The sequence below is a fragment of the Conexibacter stalactiti genome (assembly GCF_033542075.1).
GTDB lineage: Bacteria > Actinomycetota > Thermoleophilia > Solirubrobacterales > Solirubrobacteraceae > Conexibacter > Conexibacter stalactiti.
The window spans coordinates 1-19,125 of record NZ_JAWSTH010000035.1 but is presented as its reverse complement, the minus strand read 5'-3'; the positions used below and the strand labels follow the sequence as shown (position 1 = coordinate 19,125).

16 protein-coding genes are annotated in these 19,125 nt (G+C 73.4%); 13 read left to right on the top strand and 3 right to left on the bottom strand.

Annotated elements, in window-relative coordinates:
- Window positions 1–2: 2 nt before the first annotated feature.
- Window positions 3–1,121, bottom strand: coding sequence for a substrate-binding domain-containing protein (locus R7226_RS14430; protein WP_318597877.1), 1,119 nt, complete (start codon window positions 1,119–1,121; stop codon window positions 3–5).
- A gap of 166 nt (window positions 1,122–1,287) precedes the next feature.
- Here R7226_RS14430 and R7226_RS14425 point away from each other — a divergent pair, with 166 nt between their 5' ends.
- From R7226_RS14425 to R7226_RS14415, 3 genes are all read left to right on the top strand, one after another.
- Entirely contained in the window at window positions 1,288–2,052 is a 765-nt protein-coding gene (locus R7226_RS14425; RefSeq protein ID WP_318597876.1) for a GntR family transcriptional regulator, read from the top strand.
- 273 nt (window positions 2,053–2,325) lie between these two features.
- The gene (locus tag R7226_RS14420) at window positions 2,326–3,990 is read left to right on the top strand and encodes a hypothetical protein (protein ID WP_318597875.1); all 1,665 of its coding nucleotides are present in this window, start codon (window positions 2,326–2,328) and stop codon (window positions 3,988–3,990) included.
- A 68-nt stretch (window positions 3,991–4,058) separates the two neighbouring features.
- The gene (locus tag R7226_RS14415; RefSeq protein ID WP_318597874.1) at window positions 4,059–4,271 is read left to right on the top strand and encodes a flagellar biosynthesis anti-sigma factor FlgM; all 213 of its coding nucleotides are present in this window, start codon (window positions 4,059–4,061) and stop codon (window positions 4,269–4,271) included.
- Between the two features lie 95 nt (window positions 4,272–4,366).
- Here R7226_RS14415 and R7226_RS14410 read toward each other — a convergent pair whose 3' ends face one another.
- The gene (locus tag R7226_RS14410; RefSeq protein ID WP_318597873.1) at window positions 4,367–4,837 is read right to left on the bottom strand and encodes a pyridoxamine 5'-phosphate oxidase family protein; all 471 of its coding nucleotides are present in this window, start codon (window positions 4,835–4,837) and stop codon (window positions 4,367–4,369) included.
- 102 nt (window positions 4,838–4,939) lie between these two features.
- Here R7226_RS14410 and R7226_RS14405 point away from each other — a divergent pair, with 102 nt between their 5' ends.
- The 3 genes from R7226_RS14405 (at window position 4,940) to R7226_RS14395 (ending at window position 9,159) form a co-directional block, all read left to right on the top strand.
- The gene (locus R7226_RS14405) at window positions 4,940–5,872 is read left to right on the top strand and encodes an AraC family transcriptional regulator (protein WP_318597872.1); all 933 of its coding nucleotides are present in this window, start codon (window positions 4,940–4,942) and stop codon (window positions 5,870–5,872) included.
- 125 nt (window positions 5,873–5,997) lie between these two features.
- Window positions 5,998–7,158, top strand: coding sequence for a sialidase family protein (locus R7226_RS14400; protein ID WP_318597871.1), 1,161 nt, complete (start codon window positions 5,998–6,000; stop codon window positions 7,156–7,158).
- Between the two features lie 45 nt (window positions 7,159–7,203).
- Entirely contained in the window at window positions 7,204–9,159 is a 1,956-nt protein-coding gene (locus R7226_RS14395) for a sialidase family protein (RefSeq protein WP_318597870.1), read from the top strand.
- An 8-nt stretch (window positions 9,160–9,167) separates the two neighbouring features.
- Here the strand turns inward: R7226_RS14395 and R7226_RS14390 are convergent, their stop codons facing one another.
- On the bottom strand, window positions 9,168–10,865 hold the full coding sequence (locus R7226_RS14390; RefSeq protein WP_318597869.1) for a CocE/NonD family hydrolase: 1,698 nt from the start codon (window positions 10,863–10,865) through the stop codon (window positions 9,168–9,170).
- Between the two features lie 179 nt (window positions 10,866–11,044).
- Here R7226_RS14390 and R7226_RS14385 point away from each other — a divergent pair, with 179 nt between their 5' ends.
- From R7226_RS14385 to R7226_RS14355, 7 genes are all read left to right on the top strand, one after another.
- Window positions 11,045–12,658, top strand: coding sequence for an ABC transporter substrate-binding protein (locus R7226_RS14385; RefSeq protein ID WP_318597868.1), 1,614 nt, complete (start codon window positions 11,045–11,047; stop codon window positions 12,656–12,658).
- A gap of 2 nt (window positions 12,659–12,660) precedes the next feature.
- Window positions 12,661–13,620 carry a dihydrodipicolinate synthase family protein gene (locus tag R7226_RS14380; RefSeq protein WP_318597867.1) on the top strand — a complete coding sequence of 320 codons (960 nt, stop codon included), beginning with the start codon at window positions 12,661–12,663 and terminating at the stop codon, window positions 13,618–13,620.
- Window positions 13,617–14,567, top strand: coding sequence for an ABC transporter permease (locus tag R7226_RS14375; RefSeq protein WP_318597866.1), 951 nt, complete (start codon window positions 13,617–13,619; stop codon window positions 14,565–14,567). The genes R7226_RS14380 and R7226_RS14375 overlap by 4 nt, the downstream gene beginning before the upstream one ends.
- The gene (locus R7226_RS14370) at window positions 14,567–16,486 is read left to right on the top strand and encodes a dipeptide/oligopeptide/nickel ABC transporter permease/ATP-binding protein (RefSeq protein ID WP_318597865.1); all 1,920 of its coding nucleotides are present in this window, start codon (window positions 14,567–14,569) and stop codon (window positions 16,484–16,486) included. The genes R7226_RS14375 and R7226_RS14370 overlap by 1 nt, the downstream gene beginning before the upstream one ends.
- Window positions 16,483–17,457 (top strand): ABC transporter ATP-binding protein, encoded by a 975-nt coding sequence (locus tag R7226_RS14365; RefSeq protein ID WP_318597864.1) that lies wholly within the window; start codon window positions 16,483–16,485, stop codon window positions 17,455–17,457. Before R7226_RS14370 ends, R7226_RS14365 begins: the two co-directional genes overlap by 4 nt.
- 14 nt (window positions 17,458–17,471) lie before the next feature.
- Window positions 17,472–18,275 (top strand): IclR family transcriptional regulator, encoded by an 804-nt coding sequence (locus R7226_RS14360; protein WP_318597863.1) that lies wholly within the window; start codon window positions 17,472–17,474, stop codon window positions 18,273–18,275.
- Window positions 18,272–19,125 (top strand): SDR family NAD(P)-dependent oxidoreductase (locus R7226_RS14355; RefSeq protein ID WP_318597862.1); only part of this gene is annotated, 854 nt, incomplete at its 3' end. The genes R7226_RS14360 and R7226_RS14355, both read left to right, overlap by 4 nt.

The window sequence follows — 19,125 nt, the reverse complement described above, 5'->3', positions numbered from 1 at the left end:
CGCTATCTGATGCCCGCCGCGTCGCAGGCGGCCTTGTACGCGTCAGTGCAGATCTGGTCCGCCGTGGCGAAGCCGTCTCTGATGATCACGTCCTGGATGTTGTCTCTCGTGATCACGATCGTGTCGAGCAGCACCGACGGGACTCTTCTGGAGCTGTTGTTGTCGACCTCGGTCGTCGTGATCGACGGGACGCCTTCGCCTCTGGCGAGCGGCACCGCCAGCTCGGCCGCGGTCGAGGCGATCTCGTTGATCGGCTGGTAGATCGTCATCAGCTGCTCGCCCGCGAGGATCCGCTGCAGCGCCGCGACCTCGGCGTCCTGGCCGGTGATCGGCTTCGATCTGGGGTCGATCCCGTTCGCCTTCAGCGCCGCGATCGCGCCGCCGGCCATGCCGTCGTTGGCGGAGTAGACGCCGTCGAAGCCATCCTTGCCGGCGCTCGTGATCGCCTGCTCCATCTCCGTCTGGGCTCTGTCGGGGCTCCAGTCGGGCGTGTCGTACTCCTTCACGACGTCGACGCCGGCTCTGTCGAGCACGTCGTGGGCGCCCTCCTTGTACGGCGCCGAGTTGGAGTCGGTCGGCGAGCCGTTGATCATCACGATTCTGGCGCCGGAGCCGCCGCCGGGCAGCGCTCTCAGCAGCGCCTCGCCCTGCTGCTGACCGACTCTGAAGGGATCGATCGAGACGTACGCGTCGAGGTCGGCGCCGTCGATCAGGCGCGCGTAGCTGACGACCGGCACGTCGCGCGCTCTCGCGTTGGTCGCGATCGCGGCCGCCGATCTGACGTCGACGGCATCGACGACGAGCACCTTCGCCCCGTTGGTGATCGCCTGCTCGGCCTGCTGCTGCTGTTGCGCGGCGTCCTGCTCGGCGTTGGCGTAGATCACCTCGCAGTCCGGGCACAGCTCTCTGACCTTCGCGATGAAGCTCGGGCGGTCCTGGTTCTCGTAGCGCGCCGTCTTCGACTCGGGCAGCAGCAGCGCGATCTTCGGCGCGTCGCCGCCTCCGCCGCTGCTGGCGGTCGTGCCGCCGCCTCCATCGTCGTCGGAGCTGCCGCAGGCGCTTGCGCCGAACGCGAGCGCGCCGGCGAGCACGACGGCGGTGCCCGTGCGAATGAACGACATACCCACTTCTCCCCGTCTGGTTGGACAGACACGCGGCCACCGGTGCGGCCACGTTGCGGACCGTAGCGCCCTGGTCTATACCAGTCAAGCGGCTGGCTCTCGGCACGTACGAATGGAGCCCATATTTGCTGGAGTTCGAGACCTTCGGCTGGTATACACCACGGCCATGGAAGGTTCCCGTCGCCGCGCGCAAGCGGATGCGAGCACGCTCGGGCCGCTGGTCGGCTCGCGGCCGAAGGGGGAGCAGCTGCGCAGGGCGCTGGAGCAGCTGATGGCGGGGCTCGGACCGGGGGCGCTGCTGCCGTCGGAGCGGATCCTCGCCGAGCGCTTCGAGGTCGCGCGCATGACGGTGCGGCGCGAGCTGGACCGCCTCTGCGCCGACGGCCTCGCGTACCGCGTCGAGCGCCAGGGGACGTTCGTCGCCGATCCGCGGATCGTGCAGACCGACTCGCTCTCCTCCTTCAGCGAGGACATCGTCGCGCGCGGGATGACGCCCGGCGGCTACGTGCTCGCGCAGGAGCTGCTCGACGCCGACGACGCGATCGCCGCGGCGCTGGAGCGGCCGCCGGGGATCCCCGTCGTGCTGATCCACCGCGTCCGCACCGCCGACGGGGTGCCGCTCGCCGTCGAGTGGGTCTACCTGCCGGCCGAGGACTTCCCGCGGCTGGAGTCGGCCGCGCTCGACGATCGCTCGCTCTACGGGCTGCTGCGCCAGAGATACGGCGTCACCTTCGGCGAGGCGAGCCAGCGCGCGAGCGCCGTCGCGCTGACCGGCGACGAGGCGGCGCTGCTGCAGACCGAGCCCGGCGCGCCCGCCTTCCTCTTCCGCCGCGTCACCCGCCGCCACAGCGGCCGCGTGATCGAGTCGGCGCGCTCGCTCTATCGCGGCGACCGCTACGAGATCGACATGCATCAGCGCCCGCGCGACTAGTACCAAGCATTCGCTTGGGATCGCGCTTGGTTGAACGACGAGGCGGATCTCTGGACCAAGCGCGTGCTTGATGGCGGTGGGCGGCGCGCCAACCTCACGGCGTGCGGGGGACCTGCGGCCAGTTCGAGCGGGAATCGCTAAAGGTTTCTCGCGGGATGCCGAGGATCGACTAAAGCCTCCTCTCGGCTCTTCATGGACGAACGCCTCCCAACTCCCGTGCCACCCGCTCGCTCCGCCTCCCGGCGGCGCCGGCTGCGTGCTGGCCTGGTGGGCTTGGCCGCGTTCGCCGCCTTCGGCACCGCGCCGGCCGGCGCCCTCGCCGCCGGCGCCGGTCAGCCCGAGAGCAAGCCGGCCGCCGCGGCCGCTCCGGCTCAGCCGGCCCCCGCTGCTGCTGCTCCGGCTCCCGAGCCGGCCCCGGCCGCCGCTGCCCCGGCGCCTGAGCCTGCTGCCGCCGCTCCGGCTCAGCCGGCCCCCGCCGCTGCTCCGGCTCCCGAGCCCGCTGCTGCTGCTCCGGCCCAGCCGGCCCCCGCTGCTGCTCCGGCTCCCGAGCCTGCTGCTGCCGCTCCGGCTCAGCCGGCCCCGGCGCCCGCCGCTGCCGCTCCGGCTCAGCCGAGCCCGGAGCCCGCCGCCCCGGCGCCCGCTCAGCCGAGACCTGAACCTGCCGCTGCCGCGCCCGCCGCGCCGGCGCCGGCCGCATCCGCTCCTGACGCGCCCACGCCCGCGGACGCGGGCGCGAGCGCGCCCCAGCCGAGCCACTCGGCCCCCGAGGATCCGGCGCCCGCCGATCCACAGCCGAGCGAGCCCGCGCCGACCGACCCCGAGCCGAGCGAGCCGACGCCGAGCGAGCCGACCCCCGAGCAGCCGGGCGGCGAGCAGCCGAACCCGGAGCAGCCCGGCGAGGAGCAGCCGAACCCGGAGCAGCCGGGCAGAGAGCAGCCGAACCCGGAGCAGCCCGGCAGAGAGCAGCCGAACCCGGAGCAGCCCGGCGAGGAGCAGCCGACCCCGGAGCAGCCCGGCGGGCAGCCCGCTCCTGAGCAGCCGGGCGCCGAGCAGCCGCCGGTCGAGCAGCCGCCTGTGGAGCTGCCGGCCGCCGAGCAGCCCGTGCCCGAGGTGCCGGCCGTCGAGCAGCCCGTCGGCGAGCAGCCGGCGCCTGTGCTCCCGGCCGCTGAGCAGCCGACGACCGAGCGCCCCACGCCGACCGAGACGAACGCGCCCGCAGCCCTGCCGAAGCCGGCCACCGGCTCTGGCGTCCTGCGGCCGATCGTCGCCGCGGGCGGCGACCAGCCGCAGGAGCAGGCGGCCGCCACGGCGACCCAGCAGCCGGTTGCCGCCGCGCAGCCGCTCGCCGCGACCCAGCGCGTGACGCTGCCGACGACCGTGCTGACACCGGTCGTCGACGCGCCCCCGCCGCTGGACGATCTCGTCGGCCCGCCAAGCGACGCCGAGCGTCTCCAGCAGGCCGCCGAGCGCGACGCCGCCGTGCGGCGGATCGTGCGCAAGACGCTCGTCAACCTCGGCATCGTGCCGGCCGACCCGGCCGCCGCGCGCGCGACCTCGAACTCTCCTTCCGCCGTCGCGAACTCCCCGATCTGCGCGCCGCTCGTCACCGCGACCGCGACGCCGGTCCCGCCGAACGGCACGATCCCCGCGCCGGTCGCGGCTCAGGCCGAGCGCGACCAGCGCCTCGCCGACGAGCCGGCCAGCGTCCGCGGCCCGCCCGTCGCGCCGATCGACTCACCCTCTTCGCCGCTCAACACGAGCGCCGCCGCCGCTGCCGCCAACGGCGCCGCGGCCGGCATCAGCTTCACCGCGATCCTCGTCGGATCGGTCAGCGCGCAGCTCGCGCAGGCCGAGACGGTCGCGCCGCCGTGCTCCTTCGCGAGCAACTCGGCGACGCCGACCTCCGATGTCTTCGCGCGCGGTCCCCCTGTCGCCTGAGTCACCCCCACGAGAGCCGGATCGTCCGGCTCCTCCACGTGAACTCAGGAATGAAAGGGAGCGACATGATGGTCGCTACACAGGACCGACTCCACCGCATCACCGTTGCCCGTCGCGATCGCATCACGCGCGCGTCGCGGCTGCGGCTGCTGGCCAGACAGATCGCCAACGGCGAGTACCAGGTCGACGCTGACAAGCTCGCCGAGGTGCTGGTCGAGCGCGCGCAGTTCCACCGCCAGGTGCGGGGCGACCTGCTCGTCCGCACCACCGCTGGACTCTGATCCACGGCGCATGAGACGACGGCGCTGAGCGCGCCCGCCACCGGGGCGGGCGCGGCGCCGTCATCGACGGACCGGGCCGCGCGGCGCCGCGCGGCCTACGCCCGCTCGATCGTGCGGACGCCCCCGGCGGGCGTCCAGCTGACGATCACGATCGCTCTGCCGTCCTCGCGCAGGCTCGTGTGCGCGACCTCGCGCAGGTCGAGCCGGAAGAGATGGGTCGGGCCGAGCGCGGCCGCCTCGCCGTTGATCTCGCTGACGCGCTCCGGGTCGGTGATCTCCTCGACCACTCCGGACAGCTTCGCGTCGCCTCTCCACGCGGGCGGGTCGAACGACCCGCTGTGCAGCGCGAAGCGCGGGTCGCGCTGGAGGTCGCGCGCCTTCAGCGCCTGCCACATCGAGCCGATCCACAGCTCGCCGTGGCCATAGCGCGTCTCCGTGCCGGAGATGCGCGGGGCGCCGTCGCGCCGGATCGTCGCCAGCGTCTTGTGCACGTGCTCGTCGAGCCGCGCGCGGACCTGCTCGGCCAGCTGCGGCGCGGCCGTCTCGAAGTCGGACAATGAGGGCATCGGGCGAGCTTCGCGCGGCCCCGCGCCGCCGTCGAGCGGGAGGTCGAAATCGATCAAGCGCCAGCCGTGGCGCGCCGGCGTGACGTGCGCGAGGATGTCGCGATGGCCGACCGTCTGCGCGAGCTGATCGACCTCGTCCTCGCCTCGCTGGACGAGCCGGGCGCCGACGGCCGCGTGCTCGCCGAGCGCGCCCACTTCTCGCGCGACCACCTCGACCGCCTGCTCGCCGCCGCGACCGGCGAGTCGCCGATCGCGCTGCGGCGGCGCCTGCTGCTGGAGCGCGCGGCGTGGCAGCTGCGCGTCACGGGCGCCGCGCCGTCGGCGGTCGCCGGGGCCGCCGGCTATGGCTCGCTGGCCGCCTTCTCGCGCGCCTTCTCACGTGCCTACGGCGTCGCGCCGAGCGCCTTCGCCGGCGCCGATCTGCCGCTCGCGCTGCCGGCGCCGAACGAGATCCGCTTCCACCCGCCGGCCGGCCTGCTGATCCCGGGGGCGGGCGAGGTCGGGGCGCCGCCCCGGCGCGACCTGACCGACCGCTTGCTCGCCCACCACCACGACCGCACGCGCGAGCTGCTGACGGCGGTCGTGACGTTGACGCCGCAGGAGCGGGTGCGGCGGCTGCGGCCGGGCTTCGTCGTCGCCGCGTTCGAGGGCGAGGAGTCGTGCGCGCAGCTGATGGCGCAGCGGCTCGTGCGCATGCCCGAGGTGTGGGTCGCGGCGATGACGGGATTGGAGGCGCCGCCCTCGGCGACCGCCAGCGACGCGGTCGCGCTGGCAGACGATCCGGCCGACCTGCTGCAGCGCTTCGAGCGCTCCGGGCGGGCCTTCTCGCGCGCCGTCCGCGTGGTGCGCGAGCGCGGCGCGTGGGACGACGCCTTCGTCGACGCGCTCTGCGAGCCGCCGCATTCGTTCACCTACGGCGGCGTCGTCTCGCACGTGCTGACCTACGGCGCGATCCGCCGTGAGGCGCTCGCCGGCGTGCTCGCCGAGCTGGGCGTGCGCGATCTCGCCAGCGGCGATCCGATCGACTGGGAGTGAACCGATCGCGAGCGCGCGGCGCGCGCTCGCACCGGACGCCTTGCAATGAAACAGCGCGATCCCTACGCTGAGCGGGCAATAGCGGAACAGGCATTTCATTCACTGAGATAGGTAGGGGTCGCAACATGAAGTGGGATCTGCGTCCGATCGTCGTGCTCGACAGCACGCCCGCGATGTTCCCGGGCGTGACGCCGACCTCCGACGGGCTGCTCGTCAGCTTCTCGACGGTGCCCGACGGGATGCCCGGAGGCCAGATCGGCGTCGTCCGGTCGCGCGACGGCGGGCGCACCTGGGGCGAGCCGACGATCGTCGTCGAGCCCGACGACGAGGAGGAGTCGGCGATCACGCAGGTCGCGATCCGGCGGCTGCACGACGGCACGCTGCTGATGCCGTTCTGCCGCGTCCGCATCCGCGGCGGCTACGCCAACCGGCAGGCGACGCTGCACATGGCGCGCTCCGACGACGACGGCGAGACGTGGGCGCTGAGCGCGCCGCTCGAGCTCGACTTCCTCGAACCGCTCACATACGGCGCGGTCGTCGAGACCCACCCCGGCCGCGTGATCGTGCCGATCTGGGGCCGTCGCCACGCCGGCGAGCGCTGGCGCGCGGCGGTCGCCGTCTCCGACGACGGCGGCCGCACGTGGGAGCGCGAGCCGACGACGATCGCCTACGACCCCGACGCGCGTCTGCGGACCGCCTACGCGCAGCCGCGCGCGAACTCGCTCGACGAGCACGGCGAGCCGCGCTTCGACCTGATCTCCGACCCCGACTTCCGCCCCCACGCCGACGTTGATGGCTACAGCGAGACCTCGATCGCGCGCCTCTCCGACGGCACGCTCGTCGCGATCCTGCGCCAGCAGGGCGTCGGCGGCGACGAGCACCTTTGGCTCTACCGCAGCGAGTCGCGCGACGACGGCGCGAGCTGGAGCGCGCCGGAGCGGCTCGTGCTGACCGGCACCTCGCCGGCGCTGCACGTGCTCGCCGACGACACGCTGCTGCTCGGCCACCGCGTCTACGCCCCCGACGACGGCGACGCGCGACCGGGCACGAGCGTCGCGCACTCGCACGACGGCGGCCGCACGTGGGTCGACCACGTCGAGCTGATCGATCCCAAGGGCTACCGCTGGACGAGCGAGTACCAGACCGGCTACCCCGACTTCGCGGAGCTGGAGGACGGCACCGTGGTCGCCGTCTTCTACAGCCTCGATCCGGCGCTGGGCAACCGGCGCTACCTCGCCGCCAACCTGCTCCGTCGCGACCGCGACGGCGGCAACGGCGGTGGCTGACGCAGCACCCGCAGCACCCCAACAACCAGAGGAGTGATGTCCGTGGTGTCGAGATGGCGCAGCGCGGCAGCGATCGCTGCCGGGCTGATCACCCTTGCGCTGGGAGCGGCGAACGCCGCCGCGGCGCCCAACCTGTCGTTCGTCAGAACCGGCTGGATCACCGACGGCTCGTCGCCGTCGCTGCTGTCCGGCGCGACGCTCACCAGAGGCGGCGACCTGCTGCTCGTCTACAACAACAGCGGTGACGGCGAGCCGAGAGCCGGCGCGTACACGATCCGCTCCAGCGACGAGGGCGCGACCTGGAGCAGACCGGTCGAGATCCGCACCCCTTCGGGCATCTACTACGACCCGATCGCGAGAGTCGACAGAGGCTCGGTCAACGCGGCGCTCGGCCTCGTGACGCTGAGAGACGGCACGCTGCTGCTGCCGTTCAGCGAGAGCGTCAACTACAGAAACTACTTCCACCGCACCTCGCAGACGTACGTCGCCCGCTCGACCGACGACGGCGTCACGTGGAGCAACATGACCACGCCGATCACGCTTCCGACGGCGATGTACTACAACGCGACGTACGGCCAGGTCGTCGAGCTCTCCAGCGGCACGCTGCTGATGCCCGTGTGGGGCGCGGTCAACGGGCCGGCCGCGGGGACGACGGAGGGCAAGGAGAACCCCGAGCCGTGGCAGGCCGGCGTGCTGCGCTCCTTCGACGGCGGCAGAACGTGGGGCGACTACAGACGGATCGGCGTCGACCCCGTCTCGCACACGCCGATCTCCAACCCCTGGGGCGTCTTCCCCTCCAACGTCACCGAGACGGTGATCCGTCCGCTGCGCGACGGCCGCCTGCTGGCGATGATGCGCAGCGACACCAGCCTCGGCTCCGCCACCGGCTTCTGGGCCGCCTGGTCGGGCGACGGCGGGACGACCTGGACCGACGTCGTCTGGACCGGCATGAACGGCATCAGCCACGACGTGATCGCGACCGGCTGCAGCGCCTCGCTGAGCGGCGGCACGACGAAGCTGCTGATGGCCCACACCGATCCCGCCAACCTGAGAATGATCACGCGCATCTCCTACGACGGCGGCTGGAGCTGGATCGACGACCAGTACCTGACCGACCCGACGGGGATGCTGGCCGGCCGCCGCACCTACCCCAACTTCGTGCCGCTCTCCGGCAACCGCCTCTTCGTCGTCTACGGCTCGATCCCGACGACCGGCGGCTATCCGCGGCTGGCGTACAACGTCCTGCAGGACGCGACCGGCAGCGCCTGCCAGGCGGAGGCTGACGCGGCCGCGACCGCCGCGGCAAGCACGCGCACGTTCTTCTTCCAGCGCGCGGACGCAACCGAGTGGCCGTGGCCGTATGCGCGCAACCTCGTCAGAAACGCGTCGGCGAGCGCGACGCTCGGCAGCCTCGCGGCGACGCTGGCGTCGCGCACGACCTGCACCGCCCCGGCCGGGATCGTGATCAGAAAGGCCGGCGTGACGCTCGACCAGAGCAGAACGCTCGCCGCCCTCGGGATCGTCACCGGCGACCGGCTCGTGATCAGCAGCGCGACCGCCGGACGGGCGCTGCGCGTCGGCTGGGCCGACAACGACACGGACCCGGCGTTCAGACGAATCCAGAGCTGGGACACCGCCTGCGACACGCGGCTCGGGCTCGACGTCAACCGCCGCAGCCTCGCGCTTGACGTGCCGCTCACCAGCGGCCAGGCGATCACGTCGGTCAGCCTGCGCGACAGCAACGCCTCGACGCGCGTCAGACAGAGCGACTACCAGCTGTGGACGAGCGCCGACGGTCACAGCTGGACGGAGGTGACCGGCTGGACCTTCGCCGCGACGACGGCGACGGTCGGCGGCGTCTCGCGGCTGACGCACACCTTCGGCGGCCTGTCGCTGAGACAGCGCTACGTGAAGGTCTCCGTCAGCCCGATCACGACCGGCAGCTGGGACTTCCTGATCGACAGCACGCGCAACGACGTCAGGGTGACGATGTCACCGTGACGTAGACGCTAGGCCAGCGGCAGCACGACGTGGGAGGGATGGCCCGCGTCGTGCAGCAGCTCGATCCGCGTCGGCGCGCGCAGCGCGGGGTGCGGGGCGAAGCGCGGCGCGCAGGCGCCGGCGACCTCGAGCCGCAGCCGTGTGCCGGGCGCCAGCACGATCGAGGTCGCGTCGAGCGCCAGCTCCAGCCGCACCGGCTCGCCGGCCCGCAACGGCGGCGCGCCGCCGGCCGGGCCGTCGCGGAAGGAGGCGCGCACGATCCCGTCGCTCAGGTGCAGCGCGCGGCCGTCGGGCTCGACCCACGAGAGCGTCGCGACGACGTCGAAGTCGGGCGCCTCCGAGGCGACCCAGAGGCGCGCGCGCAGCGGGCCGGTCAGCTCGGTCGCGCGCTCCAGCGGCGCGCTCGTGAAGGTCAGCACGTCGGCGCGCGCCTGCACCGCGCGGCGGTCGCGCGGGCCGGAGACGAGGCACAGCTCGTCGCCCGGCTGCATCGTCGCGCCGGCGATCGTCGGGACGGGGTCGGCGGGGTCGTGCACGAAGGCGGAGCGGCCGGCGCCGTCGGGCGGCGGCACGGGCCCGAGCGCGCCGCCGTCGAGGAACCAGCGCTGCTCCCGCATCCGCGCCGGCGGCCACGCCTGCTCCTCGCGCCAGCGGTCGACGCCGAGCGTGAACAGCCGCACCGGCGGCCCGGGCGGCTGCTCGCCGCGCAGCACCGCGCTCGCGAAGTCGAGCTGCAGCGTCGTCGTGTCGAGCGCCGCGCGCGCCGCGTTGCGGCCGAGCAGCAGCTCGCCGACCGCCTCGCCGCGCGCGGCGTGGGTCCACGGCCCGACGATCAGCCGCTGGCCGGCGCGCGCCTGCGCCGTCGCGGCCTGCTCGCGCAGGCGCGTGTAGTTGGCGAGCGTGCCGGTCAGGAAGATGTCGAACCAGCCGCCGAGGTGGAGCATCGGCACGTCGATCGCGGCGCTGCGGTCGCGGATCGAGGTCGCCTTCCACCAGTCGTCGCGGGCGGGGTGGGCGAGCCAGTCGCGCAGGTACGGGGCGAGCGGAGCGACGCGCTCGGCGAACGCCTCCGGCGTCAGTCGCAGCGCCGTCTCCTGGTCGTCGGCGAGCGGGTCGAGGGCCTCGGCGAGCGCCTCGGCGAGCTGCGGGTCGGAGCTGCGCAGGCGCGTCAGCTCGTTGTTGGCGAGCGCGTTCAGCAGCCAGCGCACGACGAAGCCGTGCGCGAGCGCGCCGCCGCGGTAGGTCCAGCCGTCCCAGTAGTCGTCGGTCGTCATCCACGGCATCGCGGCGCGCAGCGCCGGCGGTCTGCGGACGGCGGCGAGCAGCTGGGTCGCGCCGACGTAGGAGGCGCCCCAGGTGACGACGGTCCCGTCGCACCACGGCTGCGCGGCGATCCACGCGATCGTGTCCTCGCCGTCGTCGCCCTCCTGCTCGAACGGTCTGAACTGTCCGGCCGAGGCGAAGCAGCCGCGCACGTCCTGCACGACGACGGCGAAGCCGCGGTCGATCGCGCGCGCCGGCTCGAGGCCGGGGGCGGCGAGCGCGTTGTTGGTGCTCGTGCGGTCGTACGGCGTGCGCTGCAGCAGCACCGGGCGGGGACGGTCGTCGCCGGCCGGCAGGAACAGGTCGGCGAGCAGCGTGACGCCGTCGCGCATCGGGACGCCGACGCCGCGTCGCGTCAGCACGTCGGTCTCGGTCTGGAGCACTGCCTTCTCACTCTCCGTTTCAGCTACCGGCACAGAAGGGCAAGAAACTTCGGAAAGATCTTGACACCCATCGCAACGATGGGCAACCTATCGCACTGAGCGGACCACCGTTTGCATCTAGCGAAACGCCCCCCGCGTGAAGTGCTTGGTGCCGCACGTCCCCGATGGAGAGGATTTTCATGGTGAGGGTGAGCGGGTCGGAGGACCCCAACTCGATCGGTCGCCGCAGCTTCCTGCAGCGCGGAGCCGCTGTCGGAACGCTGGCCGTGCTGCCGACGTCGCTGCTGGCGGCCTGCGGCAGCGGCGGCGAGACGGTCGGCGGCACGACCGCCGGCGGCTCCGGCGGCGCGGCCGTCGCCGACGCGATCGGCGGCTTCTCGCACAACTTCCGCGAGATGGATCCGCACGTCGGCGTCGACGTCACGACCTACACGGTCGGCTGGCACGTGCACGAGGGGCTGATGGACCTCAACCCCGTCACGCGCGAGGTCGAGCTGGGGCTGGCGGCGGCCGACCCGGAGGAGGTCAGAGAGAACGTCTGGCAGGTGAGACTGCGCGACGGCGCGACCTTCCACGACGGCACGCCGGTCAGAGCCTCCGACGTCGTCTTCAGCTTCGAGCGGATCCGCAACCCCGAGACGGCCTCGTTCTTCATCTCGTACCTCGACTTCATCAGAAGCGCGAGAGCGGTCGACGACACGACCGTCGAGTTCACGCTCAGACAGCCGTTCGCGCTGTTCAGAAACCGCCTCATCTTCATCAGAGTCGTGCCCGAGGCGATCGTCGCCAGAGACGCGAGAGCGATGTCGACGAGACCGGTCGGCACCGGCCCCTACGCCTTCGTCGAGCTGGCCGCCAACGACCACATCACGCTCAGAAGAGCCGCCAGATACAGCGGTCCCAAGAGAGCGCCGTACGGCACGATCACGCTGCGCGCGATGGAGGACATCAGCGCCCGCCTCGCCGCGCTGCGCGCCAGCGAGATCGGCGTGATGGAGGACCCGGCCGACCGCGACCTCGACTCGCTGGCGAGACAGAGCGGGATCAGAACGACATCCGAGCCGGGTTTCAACCAGACGATCCTGATGTTCAACCACGCCAGAAGACCGTTCGACGACAAGCGCGTGCGGCAGGCGATCATGTACGGGCTCGACCGCGAGGCGCTCGTCAGAAGCGTCTACGCCGGCAACGGCAGCGTCGCCGAGTCGCTGATCCCGTCGACCTACCCCGGCTTCGCGAGACCGTCGACGGTCTACACCTACGACCCCGAGCGCGCCAGAGCGCTGCTGGCCGAGGCCGGCCACGACGGCGGCCTCGACTTCGAGCTGATGGTCAACTCGCTCAGCTACATCGGCGAGCAGGGGCCGTTCATCAAGGAGCAGCTGGCCGCCGCCGGCCTCAACGCCAACCTGCGGATGGGCGACTCCAGCGCGCTGTTCGAGCGCGTCTCGGCCGGCGAGTACGGCGCCTTCATCACCGTCAGCGACACGAGCGTCTTCGGCCAGGACCCTGACCTGTGGCTGCGCTACATCTACTCGGGCGCGTTCGCGAGACAGTTCCTCTACTGGGACACGCCGCAGACGAGAGAGGTGCTGAGACTGCTCGACGGCGCGCTCTACGAGACCGACGAGGCCAAGCAGCAGGCGGCGTGGGCGAGAATCCAGGGGATCGTCGCCGAGGAGGCCGTCTGCCCCTCGCTGATCCACCGCTCGCAGCCGACCGCCTGGCGCGACTCGCTCGCCGGCTTCCAGCCGATCAACACGACCGGCCTCTACTTCCTGCAGGCGGCGTGAGCATGACCGACGTGCAGGCGCTTGAGGCGGCGCTGCCGGCCGGCATGCTCGCCGCGATGGTGACGCCGTTGGACGCGGAGGGCGGGCTCGACCTCGACTCGCTCGACGCGCTCGTCGACGCGCTGGTCGCGGCCGGGCTCGACGGGCTCGTGCCGCTCGGCTCGACGGCCGAGAACTTCGACCTCGGCGAGGGGCAGCGGGCGACGGTGCTTGCGCGCGTGCTGGAGCGGACGGCGGGGCGCGTGCCGGTGATCGCCGGCGTGCCGCCGCTCGGCACGCCGGCGGCCGCCGCGGAGGCGCGCGCGTACGCCGCCGCGGGCGCCGACGCCGTGCTCGTCTCGGCGCCGGGCTGGTCGGCCTGGTCGCCGGACGAGCTGCGGCGCCACTTCGAGCTCGTCGCCGAGGCGGCCGGCGTGCCGCTGGTCGCCTACGAGGTGCCGAGCCGCACCGGCGGCAACCTGCTCGGCGTCGAGCTGCTGTCGCGGCTCGCCGCCGACGGCGTCGTGCGCGGCGTGAAGGACTCGTCCGGCAACCTGCCGGCGGCGCGGCTGCTCGTCGACGCGACCGCCTCGGCGCCGTTCTTCCGCAAGTGGACGGGCGTCGAGGAGTCGATCGACGGCGCGCTGCTGGGCGGCTTCGACGGCGCCGTCGGCGGCCTCGCCAACTTCGCGCCGCGTGACTACGCGGCGCTGTGGGCGGCCGCCCGCGCGGGCGACTGGAAGGCCGCCTCCGCCGCGCAGGCGCGGCTGGTGGCGGCACGCGCGATCTACATGGTCCCGCGCCGCGACGCCAGCTTCACCGGCCAGGCGGTCGGTGCGCTGAAGGCGGCGCTGGTCGCGCAGGGTGTGCTCGCGCACGCGACGATGGCGCCGCCGATGCTGGCGAACGACCCCGAGCAGGAGGCGGCCGTCGCACGGCTGGTCGCCGAGCTGGGGCGCGACCGGGAGGTCGTCGCGACATGACGGCGCTGCGGCTGATCCTGCGGCGCGCCGCGATCGTCGTGCCGCTGCTGCTGGCGGTCACGGTGGTCGTGTTCCTGATCGTCCAGCTGCTGCCGGGCGATCCGGCGACCGCCGTCCTCGGCGAGTTCGCCAGCAAGGAGCAGCGCGCCGAGTTCGCCGCGGCCAACGGACTCAACGACCCCCTCTGGCAGCGCTACTTCGACTTCCTCGGCGACCTGCTGCGGGGCGACCTCGGCGTCTCGATGACGAGCGGCCAGGACGTCGTCTCGCTGCTCGACAAGGCGCTGCCGGTGACGATCCAGCTGACGCTGCTGGCGATGCTGATCGCGACCGCCTACGCGCTCCTGTTCGGCATCCTCTCGGCGGTCTACCGCGGCAGCTGGTTCGACAAGCTCGGGCGCGCGCTGTCGATCGGCGGCCTCGCCGCGCCCTCCTTCTGGGTCGGGCTCGTGCTCGTGCAGATCTTCGCGCTGGAGCTGGGCGTGCTGCCCTCCGGCGGCTACATGCCGATGAGCGCCGGCCTCGGCCCGTGGCTGGAGGCGATGATCCTGCCGGCCTGCGCGCTGGCGCTCTCGACCGGCTCGACGCTCGTGCGCGTCGTGCGCGCGTCCGTGCTGCAGGAGCTGGAGAAGGACTACGTGCGGACGGCGCGCGGGCTCGGCCTGCCGCCGCACGTCGTGGTCGGCCGCAACGTGCTGCGCAACGCGCTGATCACGCCGATGACGGTGCTCGGCCTGCGGATCGGCTACATGCTCTCCGGCGCGGTCGTGATCGAGTCGATCTACTCGCTGCCCGGGATCGGGCGGCTGCTGCTCTCCGCCGTCGACTCCGGCGACCTCGCGATCATCCAGGGCGTCGTCCTCTTCGGCACGCTCGCCTTCATCGTCGTGAACCTGCTCGTCGACGTGCTGTCGATCCTGCTCAACCCCCGACTTCGGACGGCCTGATGCTGATCTGGCGACAGGACCTGACGCGCCGCCTCGTCCGCGACGGCGGCCGCAAGCTCGACCTCAGCCGGCTCGGCTGGGGCTCGCGGATCGCGCTCGGCTGGATCGTGCTGCTCGTGCTGGTGGCGATCTTCGCGCCGCTGATCGAGCCGTACTCGCCGACGCAGACCAACGCCGGCCCGCTCGCGGCCGCGCCCAGCTTCGACCACCCGTTCGGGACCGACCAGTTCGGCCGCGACGTGCTGTCGCGGCTGATCGACGGCACGCGCGTCTCGATCGCGGTCGGCGTCGGCGCGACGGTCGTCGCGCTGCTGCTGGGCGCGCTGCTGGGCGCCTTCGCGGCGACTTCGCACCGCGTCATCGACGAGGGGGTGATGCGCCTGCTCGACGTGCTGATGGCCTTCCCGGCCGTCATCATCGCCGTCTGCGTCGCCGCCGCCACGCGCGCCGGCGTCGTCACGACGCTGTTCGTCGTCGCGATCATCTACACGCCGCAGCTTGCGCGCGTCGTCTACGCCAACGTGCGCGAGCAGACCGGCGAGGACTACGTCTCCGCCGCGCGTGTGATGGGGACCAAGCGGGCGCGGATCGTCGTGCGCCACGTCGCCGTCAACTGCGCCGTGCCGGTGCTCGTCTTCACCGCGACGATCGTCGCCGACGCGATCGTGCTGGAGTCGACGCTCTCCTTCATCGGCGTCGGCATCCAGCCGCCGACGGCGTCGTGGGGCAACGTCGTCGCGGAGGGCAAGGACCTGATGTACAGCGGTGGCTGGTGGGTGACGACCTTCGGCGGTCTCGCGATCTTCACCGCCGTGCTCGCGCTCAACGTGCTCGCCGAGGGGCTGACCGACGCGCTCTCGCGCCCGCGCCAGCAGGCCGACGACGTCGTCGACGCGACGCGGCTGGAGAGCTGGGAGCGGCCGCGCGACGAGCTGCTGGCGGCCGCCGACCGCGGCGCGCTGCTGCAGGTCGACGACCTGACCGTCCGCTTCCCCGACGTCTACGGCCCCGTCCCGCTGCTGTCGTCGATCTCCTTCGACGTGCGCGAGGGCGAGGTCGTCGGCCTCGTCGGCGAGTCCGGCTGCGGCAAGTCGCTGACCGGCCTCGCGCTGCTCGGGCTGCTGCCCGACAACGCCGAGGTCACCGGCTCGATCCGCTTCCGCGGCCAGGACCTCCTGAGCATCCCGCCGCGCGAGCGCCGCCGGCTGCTCGGCGGCGAGATCGCGATGATCTACCAGGACGCGCTCTCCTCGCTCAACCCCGGAATGACCGTCGGCCAGCAGCTGCGGCAGGTCTGCCGCCGCGGCGCGCGCAGAACGCCGGAGGAGCTGCTGGAGCTGGTCGGGCTGTCGGCCGCGCTGCTCGGCTCCTACCCGCACCAGCTCTCCGGCGGCCAGCGCCAGCGCGTGCTGATCGCACTCGCGCTCGCGCGCGACCCGGCGCTGCTGGTCGCCGACGAGCCGACGACGGCGCTCGACGAGACGATCCAGGCGCAGGTCGTCGACCTGCTGCGCGAGCTGCAGGCCGAGCTCGGCTTCTCGGTCGTGCTCGTCTCGCACGACCTCGCGCTCGTCGCCGAGCTGGCCGACCGCGTGCTCGTGATGTACGCCGGCCAGCTCGTCGAGGCCGGCGCCGCGCGGCGCGTCGTCGACGCGCCCGGGCACCCGTACACCGACGGCCTGCTGGGCGCGATCCGTTCGCTCGAGGAGGGGCGCGAGCGGCTGGCGCAGATCGACGGCGTCGTGCCGCCGCCGGGCGCCTTCCCATCCGGCTGCCGCTTCGCCGGCCGCTGCGCGCGCGAGACGGCCGAGTGCCGCGTCGCCGCGCCGCCGATGCTCGACACCGGCGACGAGCGCTTCCTCGCCTGTTACCACCCGGTCGTGCCGGTCGCGGCCGGACGAGAGGCGGTGACGCGATGAGCGCCGCGGTCACGACGGGCGGGCTCGCCTGCGAGCAGCTCAGCGTCCACTTCCCGGTCAAGGCCGGTCTCTTCGGCAAGCAGGTCGTGCACGCCGTCGAGCAGGTCGACTTCCGCGTCGCGCCGGGCGAGGTCGTCGGCCTCGTCGGCGAGTCCGGCTGCGGCAAGTCGACGCTCGCGAAGGTGATGGTCGGGCTGCAGAAGCCGACGGCGGGCACGCTCCGCTACGGCGAGCGCGACGTCTGGGCGATGAGCGCGCCGGAGCGCCGCCGCGTCTTCGCGCGCGAGGTCGCGATGGTCTTCCAGGACCCCGCCTCCTCGCTCAACCCGCGCTGGCGCGTGCGCGACCTCGTGCGCGACCCGCTCGACGTCCACGAGGTCGGCACGCCGGCGCAGCGGCGCGAGCGCGTCGCCGAGCTGATCGAGCTGGTCGGCCTGAGCGAGTCGGTCGCCGACCGGCTGCCGCGGCAGCTCTCCGGCGGTCAGCGCCAGCGCGTCGCGATCGCGCGGGCGCTCGCGCTCGACCCGGCGGTCGTCGTCGCGGACGAGCCGACCTCGGCGCTCGACGTCTCGGTCAAGGCGCAGATCCTCAACCTGCTCGACGACCTGCGCGCGCGGCTGAACCTCAGCATGGTGTTCATCTCGCACGACATCCACGCCGTGCGCCACGTCGCCGACCGGATCGCCGTGATGTACCTCGGCCGCGTCGTCGAGGAGGGGCCGGCCGATGCGCTCGCGCTCGCCCCGCGCCACCCGTACACGAAGGCGCTCTTCTCGGCCGTGCCGACGCTGGCCGGTCGCGCGGAGGAGCGGATCGTGCTCGAAGGACCGGTCCCGTCGGCGCGCAAGCCGCCGCCGGGCTGCCCCTTCGCGACCCGCTGTTGGAAGGTTCAAGACGACTGCCGGCAGGGCTTTCCCGCGCCGTCTGTCGATGGAGATCGGAGGCACTGGTGCTCTCATCCGCTCGCGTAGGCGACGATTCAGGTGTGAACGAGTCCGCGAACGCGTCGTCGGGAGAGGCCGGGGGCCGCTACTCCGTCCGCGCCGTCGAGCGCGTCGCCGACATCCTCGACACGCTCCAGCGCGCCGAGACCGGCGTCTCGCTGGTGACGCTCGCGGAGGTGACCGGGCTGCCGAAGTCGTCGGTCTTTCGCTACGTCGCGACGCTGGAGGCGCGCGGCTACGTCGAGAAGGACCCCGACAGCGGCGACTACACCCTCGGCGTCGCGCTGCCCTCGCAGCAGCGCCACTTCGAGCTGCTGTCGGCGCGCGCGCGGCCGGTGCTGGAGCGCTTCCGCGACCGCTTCGGCGAGACCGTCAACTTCGGCGTGCTCGACGGCGACCGCGTGCTCTACCTGGAGATCGTCGAGAGCCACAAGGCGATGCGGCTGGCCGCCAGGCGCGGCGACCGCGACTACATCCACTCGACTGCGCTCGGCCGCGCGATCGCCGCCGGCCTGCCCGAGGAGCGCGTGCGGCGGATCGTCGCCAGCGCCGGGATGCCGGCGATGACGACGCGCACCGTGACGAGCGCCGACGAGCTGATCGCGTCGCTCGCCGACGTGCGCGCCAACGGCTTCGCGATCGACGACGAGGAGAACGAGGAGGGCGCCCGCTGCGTCGCGATCGCGCTCCCCGGCATGCGCGTCCCCGCCGGCATAAGCGTCAGCGCGCCGGCCGTGCGACTCTCGCGCGACGACGCCGCGCGCGTCGCCGGCGTGCTGGCCGAGGAGGCGACCTACCTGGGCAGGCGGTTGGGCACGAGAGGAGCCGACCAGGCCGAGGCGTGAGCGGCGCTCGCACCGCCCTCGTCGTGGGGGCGGCGAGCGGCATGGGGCGCGCGACCGCGCTGCGGCTGGCGCGCGACGGCTGGGCGGTCGCCGCGGCCGATCGCGACGCGGCGCGGCTGGACGGGCTCGACGAGGAGCTGCGCGGCGCCGGCGCGCATGCCGCGCTGACGGTGACGCTCGACCTCGCCGGCGGCGAGACGGTCGTCGAGGCGGCGGTCGCCGAGGTCGTCGCGGCGCTCGGGCCGCCGTGGCTGCTGGCGGTCGCGGCCGGCGTGCTGGAGGGCGGGCTGGCGCTCGACGCCGGCCACGACCACTACGCGCGCGTGCTCGCCGTCAACTTCCACGGCGTCGTGCAGGCGAACGTCGCCGCCGCGCGCGCGATGGCCGCCGCCGGCACGGGCGGGCGGATCGTCAACTGGTCGTCGAACAACGCCGCCGGCGGCACCGCCGGCTTCTCCGCCTACGCCGCCTCGAAGGCGGCGATGGAGGCCTTCTCGCGCTCGCTCGCGCTGGAGCTGGGACCGGACGGGATCACCGTCAACACGATCCGCCCCGGCAGCGTGCGGACGCCGATGCTCGGTGCGCTGACGCAGCGGGAGGTCGACGAGGAGAACGCGCGCATCCCGCTCGGCCGCTTCGGCGCGCCGGAGGATGCGGCGGGGCTCGTCGCCTTCCTCGCCTCCGACGACGCCGCCTGGATCACCGGCGCCGACATCGCGCTCGACGGCGGCACGCTCGCCGCGCGCGGGCGGGCCGGCGTCGGCGCGGTACGGGCGCGGCTGGAACGCGAGGCGGAGCGGGTGGCGGAGGCCGGCGGCGACGCGGGCGGCGGCGGCGCGGCGGGTGGCGG

What these genes read in the sequence shown, in the direction of transcription:
- R7226_RS14415 (WP_318597874.1), top strand. Translation starts at nt 4,059, where the DNA reads ATGGTCGCTACACAGGACCGACTCCACCGCATCACCGTTGCCCGTCGC.
- R7226_RS14405 (WP_318597872.1), top strand. Translation starts at nt 4,940, where the DNA reads ATGGCCGACCGTCTGCGCGAGCTGATCGACCTCGTCCTCGCCTCGCTG.
- R7226_RS14430 (WP_318597877.1), bottom strand. Translation starts at nt 1,121, where the DNA reads ATGTCGTTCATTCGCACGGGCACCGCCGTCGTGCTCGCCGGCGCGCTC.
- R7226_RS14380 (WP_318597867.1), top strand. Translation starts at nt 12,661, where the DNA reads ATGACCGACGTGCAGGCGCTTGAGGCGGCGCTGCCGGCCGGCATGCTC.
- R7226_RS14410 (WP_318597873.1), bottom strand. Translation starts at nt 4,837, where the DNA reads ATGCCCTCATTGTCCGACTTCGAGACGGCCGCGCCGCAGCTGGCCGAG.
- R7226_RS14365 (WP_318597864.1), top strand. Translation starts at nt 16,483, where the DNA reads ATGAGCGCCGCGGTCACGACGGGCGGGCTCGCCTGCGAGCAGCTCAGC.
- R7226_RS14385 (WP_318597868.1), top strand. Translation starts at nt 11,045, where the DNA reads ATGGTGAGGGTGAGCGGGTCGGAGGACCCCAACTCGATCGGTCGCCGC.
- R7226_RS14370 (WP_318597865.1), top strand. Translation starts at nt 14,567, where the DNA reads ATGCTGATCTGGCGACAGGACCTGACGCGCCGCCTCGTCCGCGACGGC.
- R7226_RS14400 (WP_318597871.1), top strand. Translation starts at nt 5,998, where the DNA reads ATGAAGTGGGATCTGCGTCCGATCGTCGTGCTCGACAGCACGCCCGCG.
- R7226_RS14425 (WP_318597876.1), top strand. Translation starts at nt 1,288, where the DNA reads ATGGAAGGTTCCCGTCGCCGCGCGCAAGCGGATGCGAGCACGCTCGGG.
- R7226_RS14375 (WP_318597866.1), top strand. Translation starts at nt 13,617, where the DNA reads ATGACGGCGCTGCGGCTGATCCTGCGGCGCGCCGCGATCGTCGTGCCG.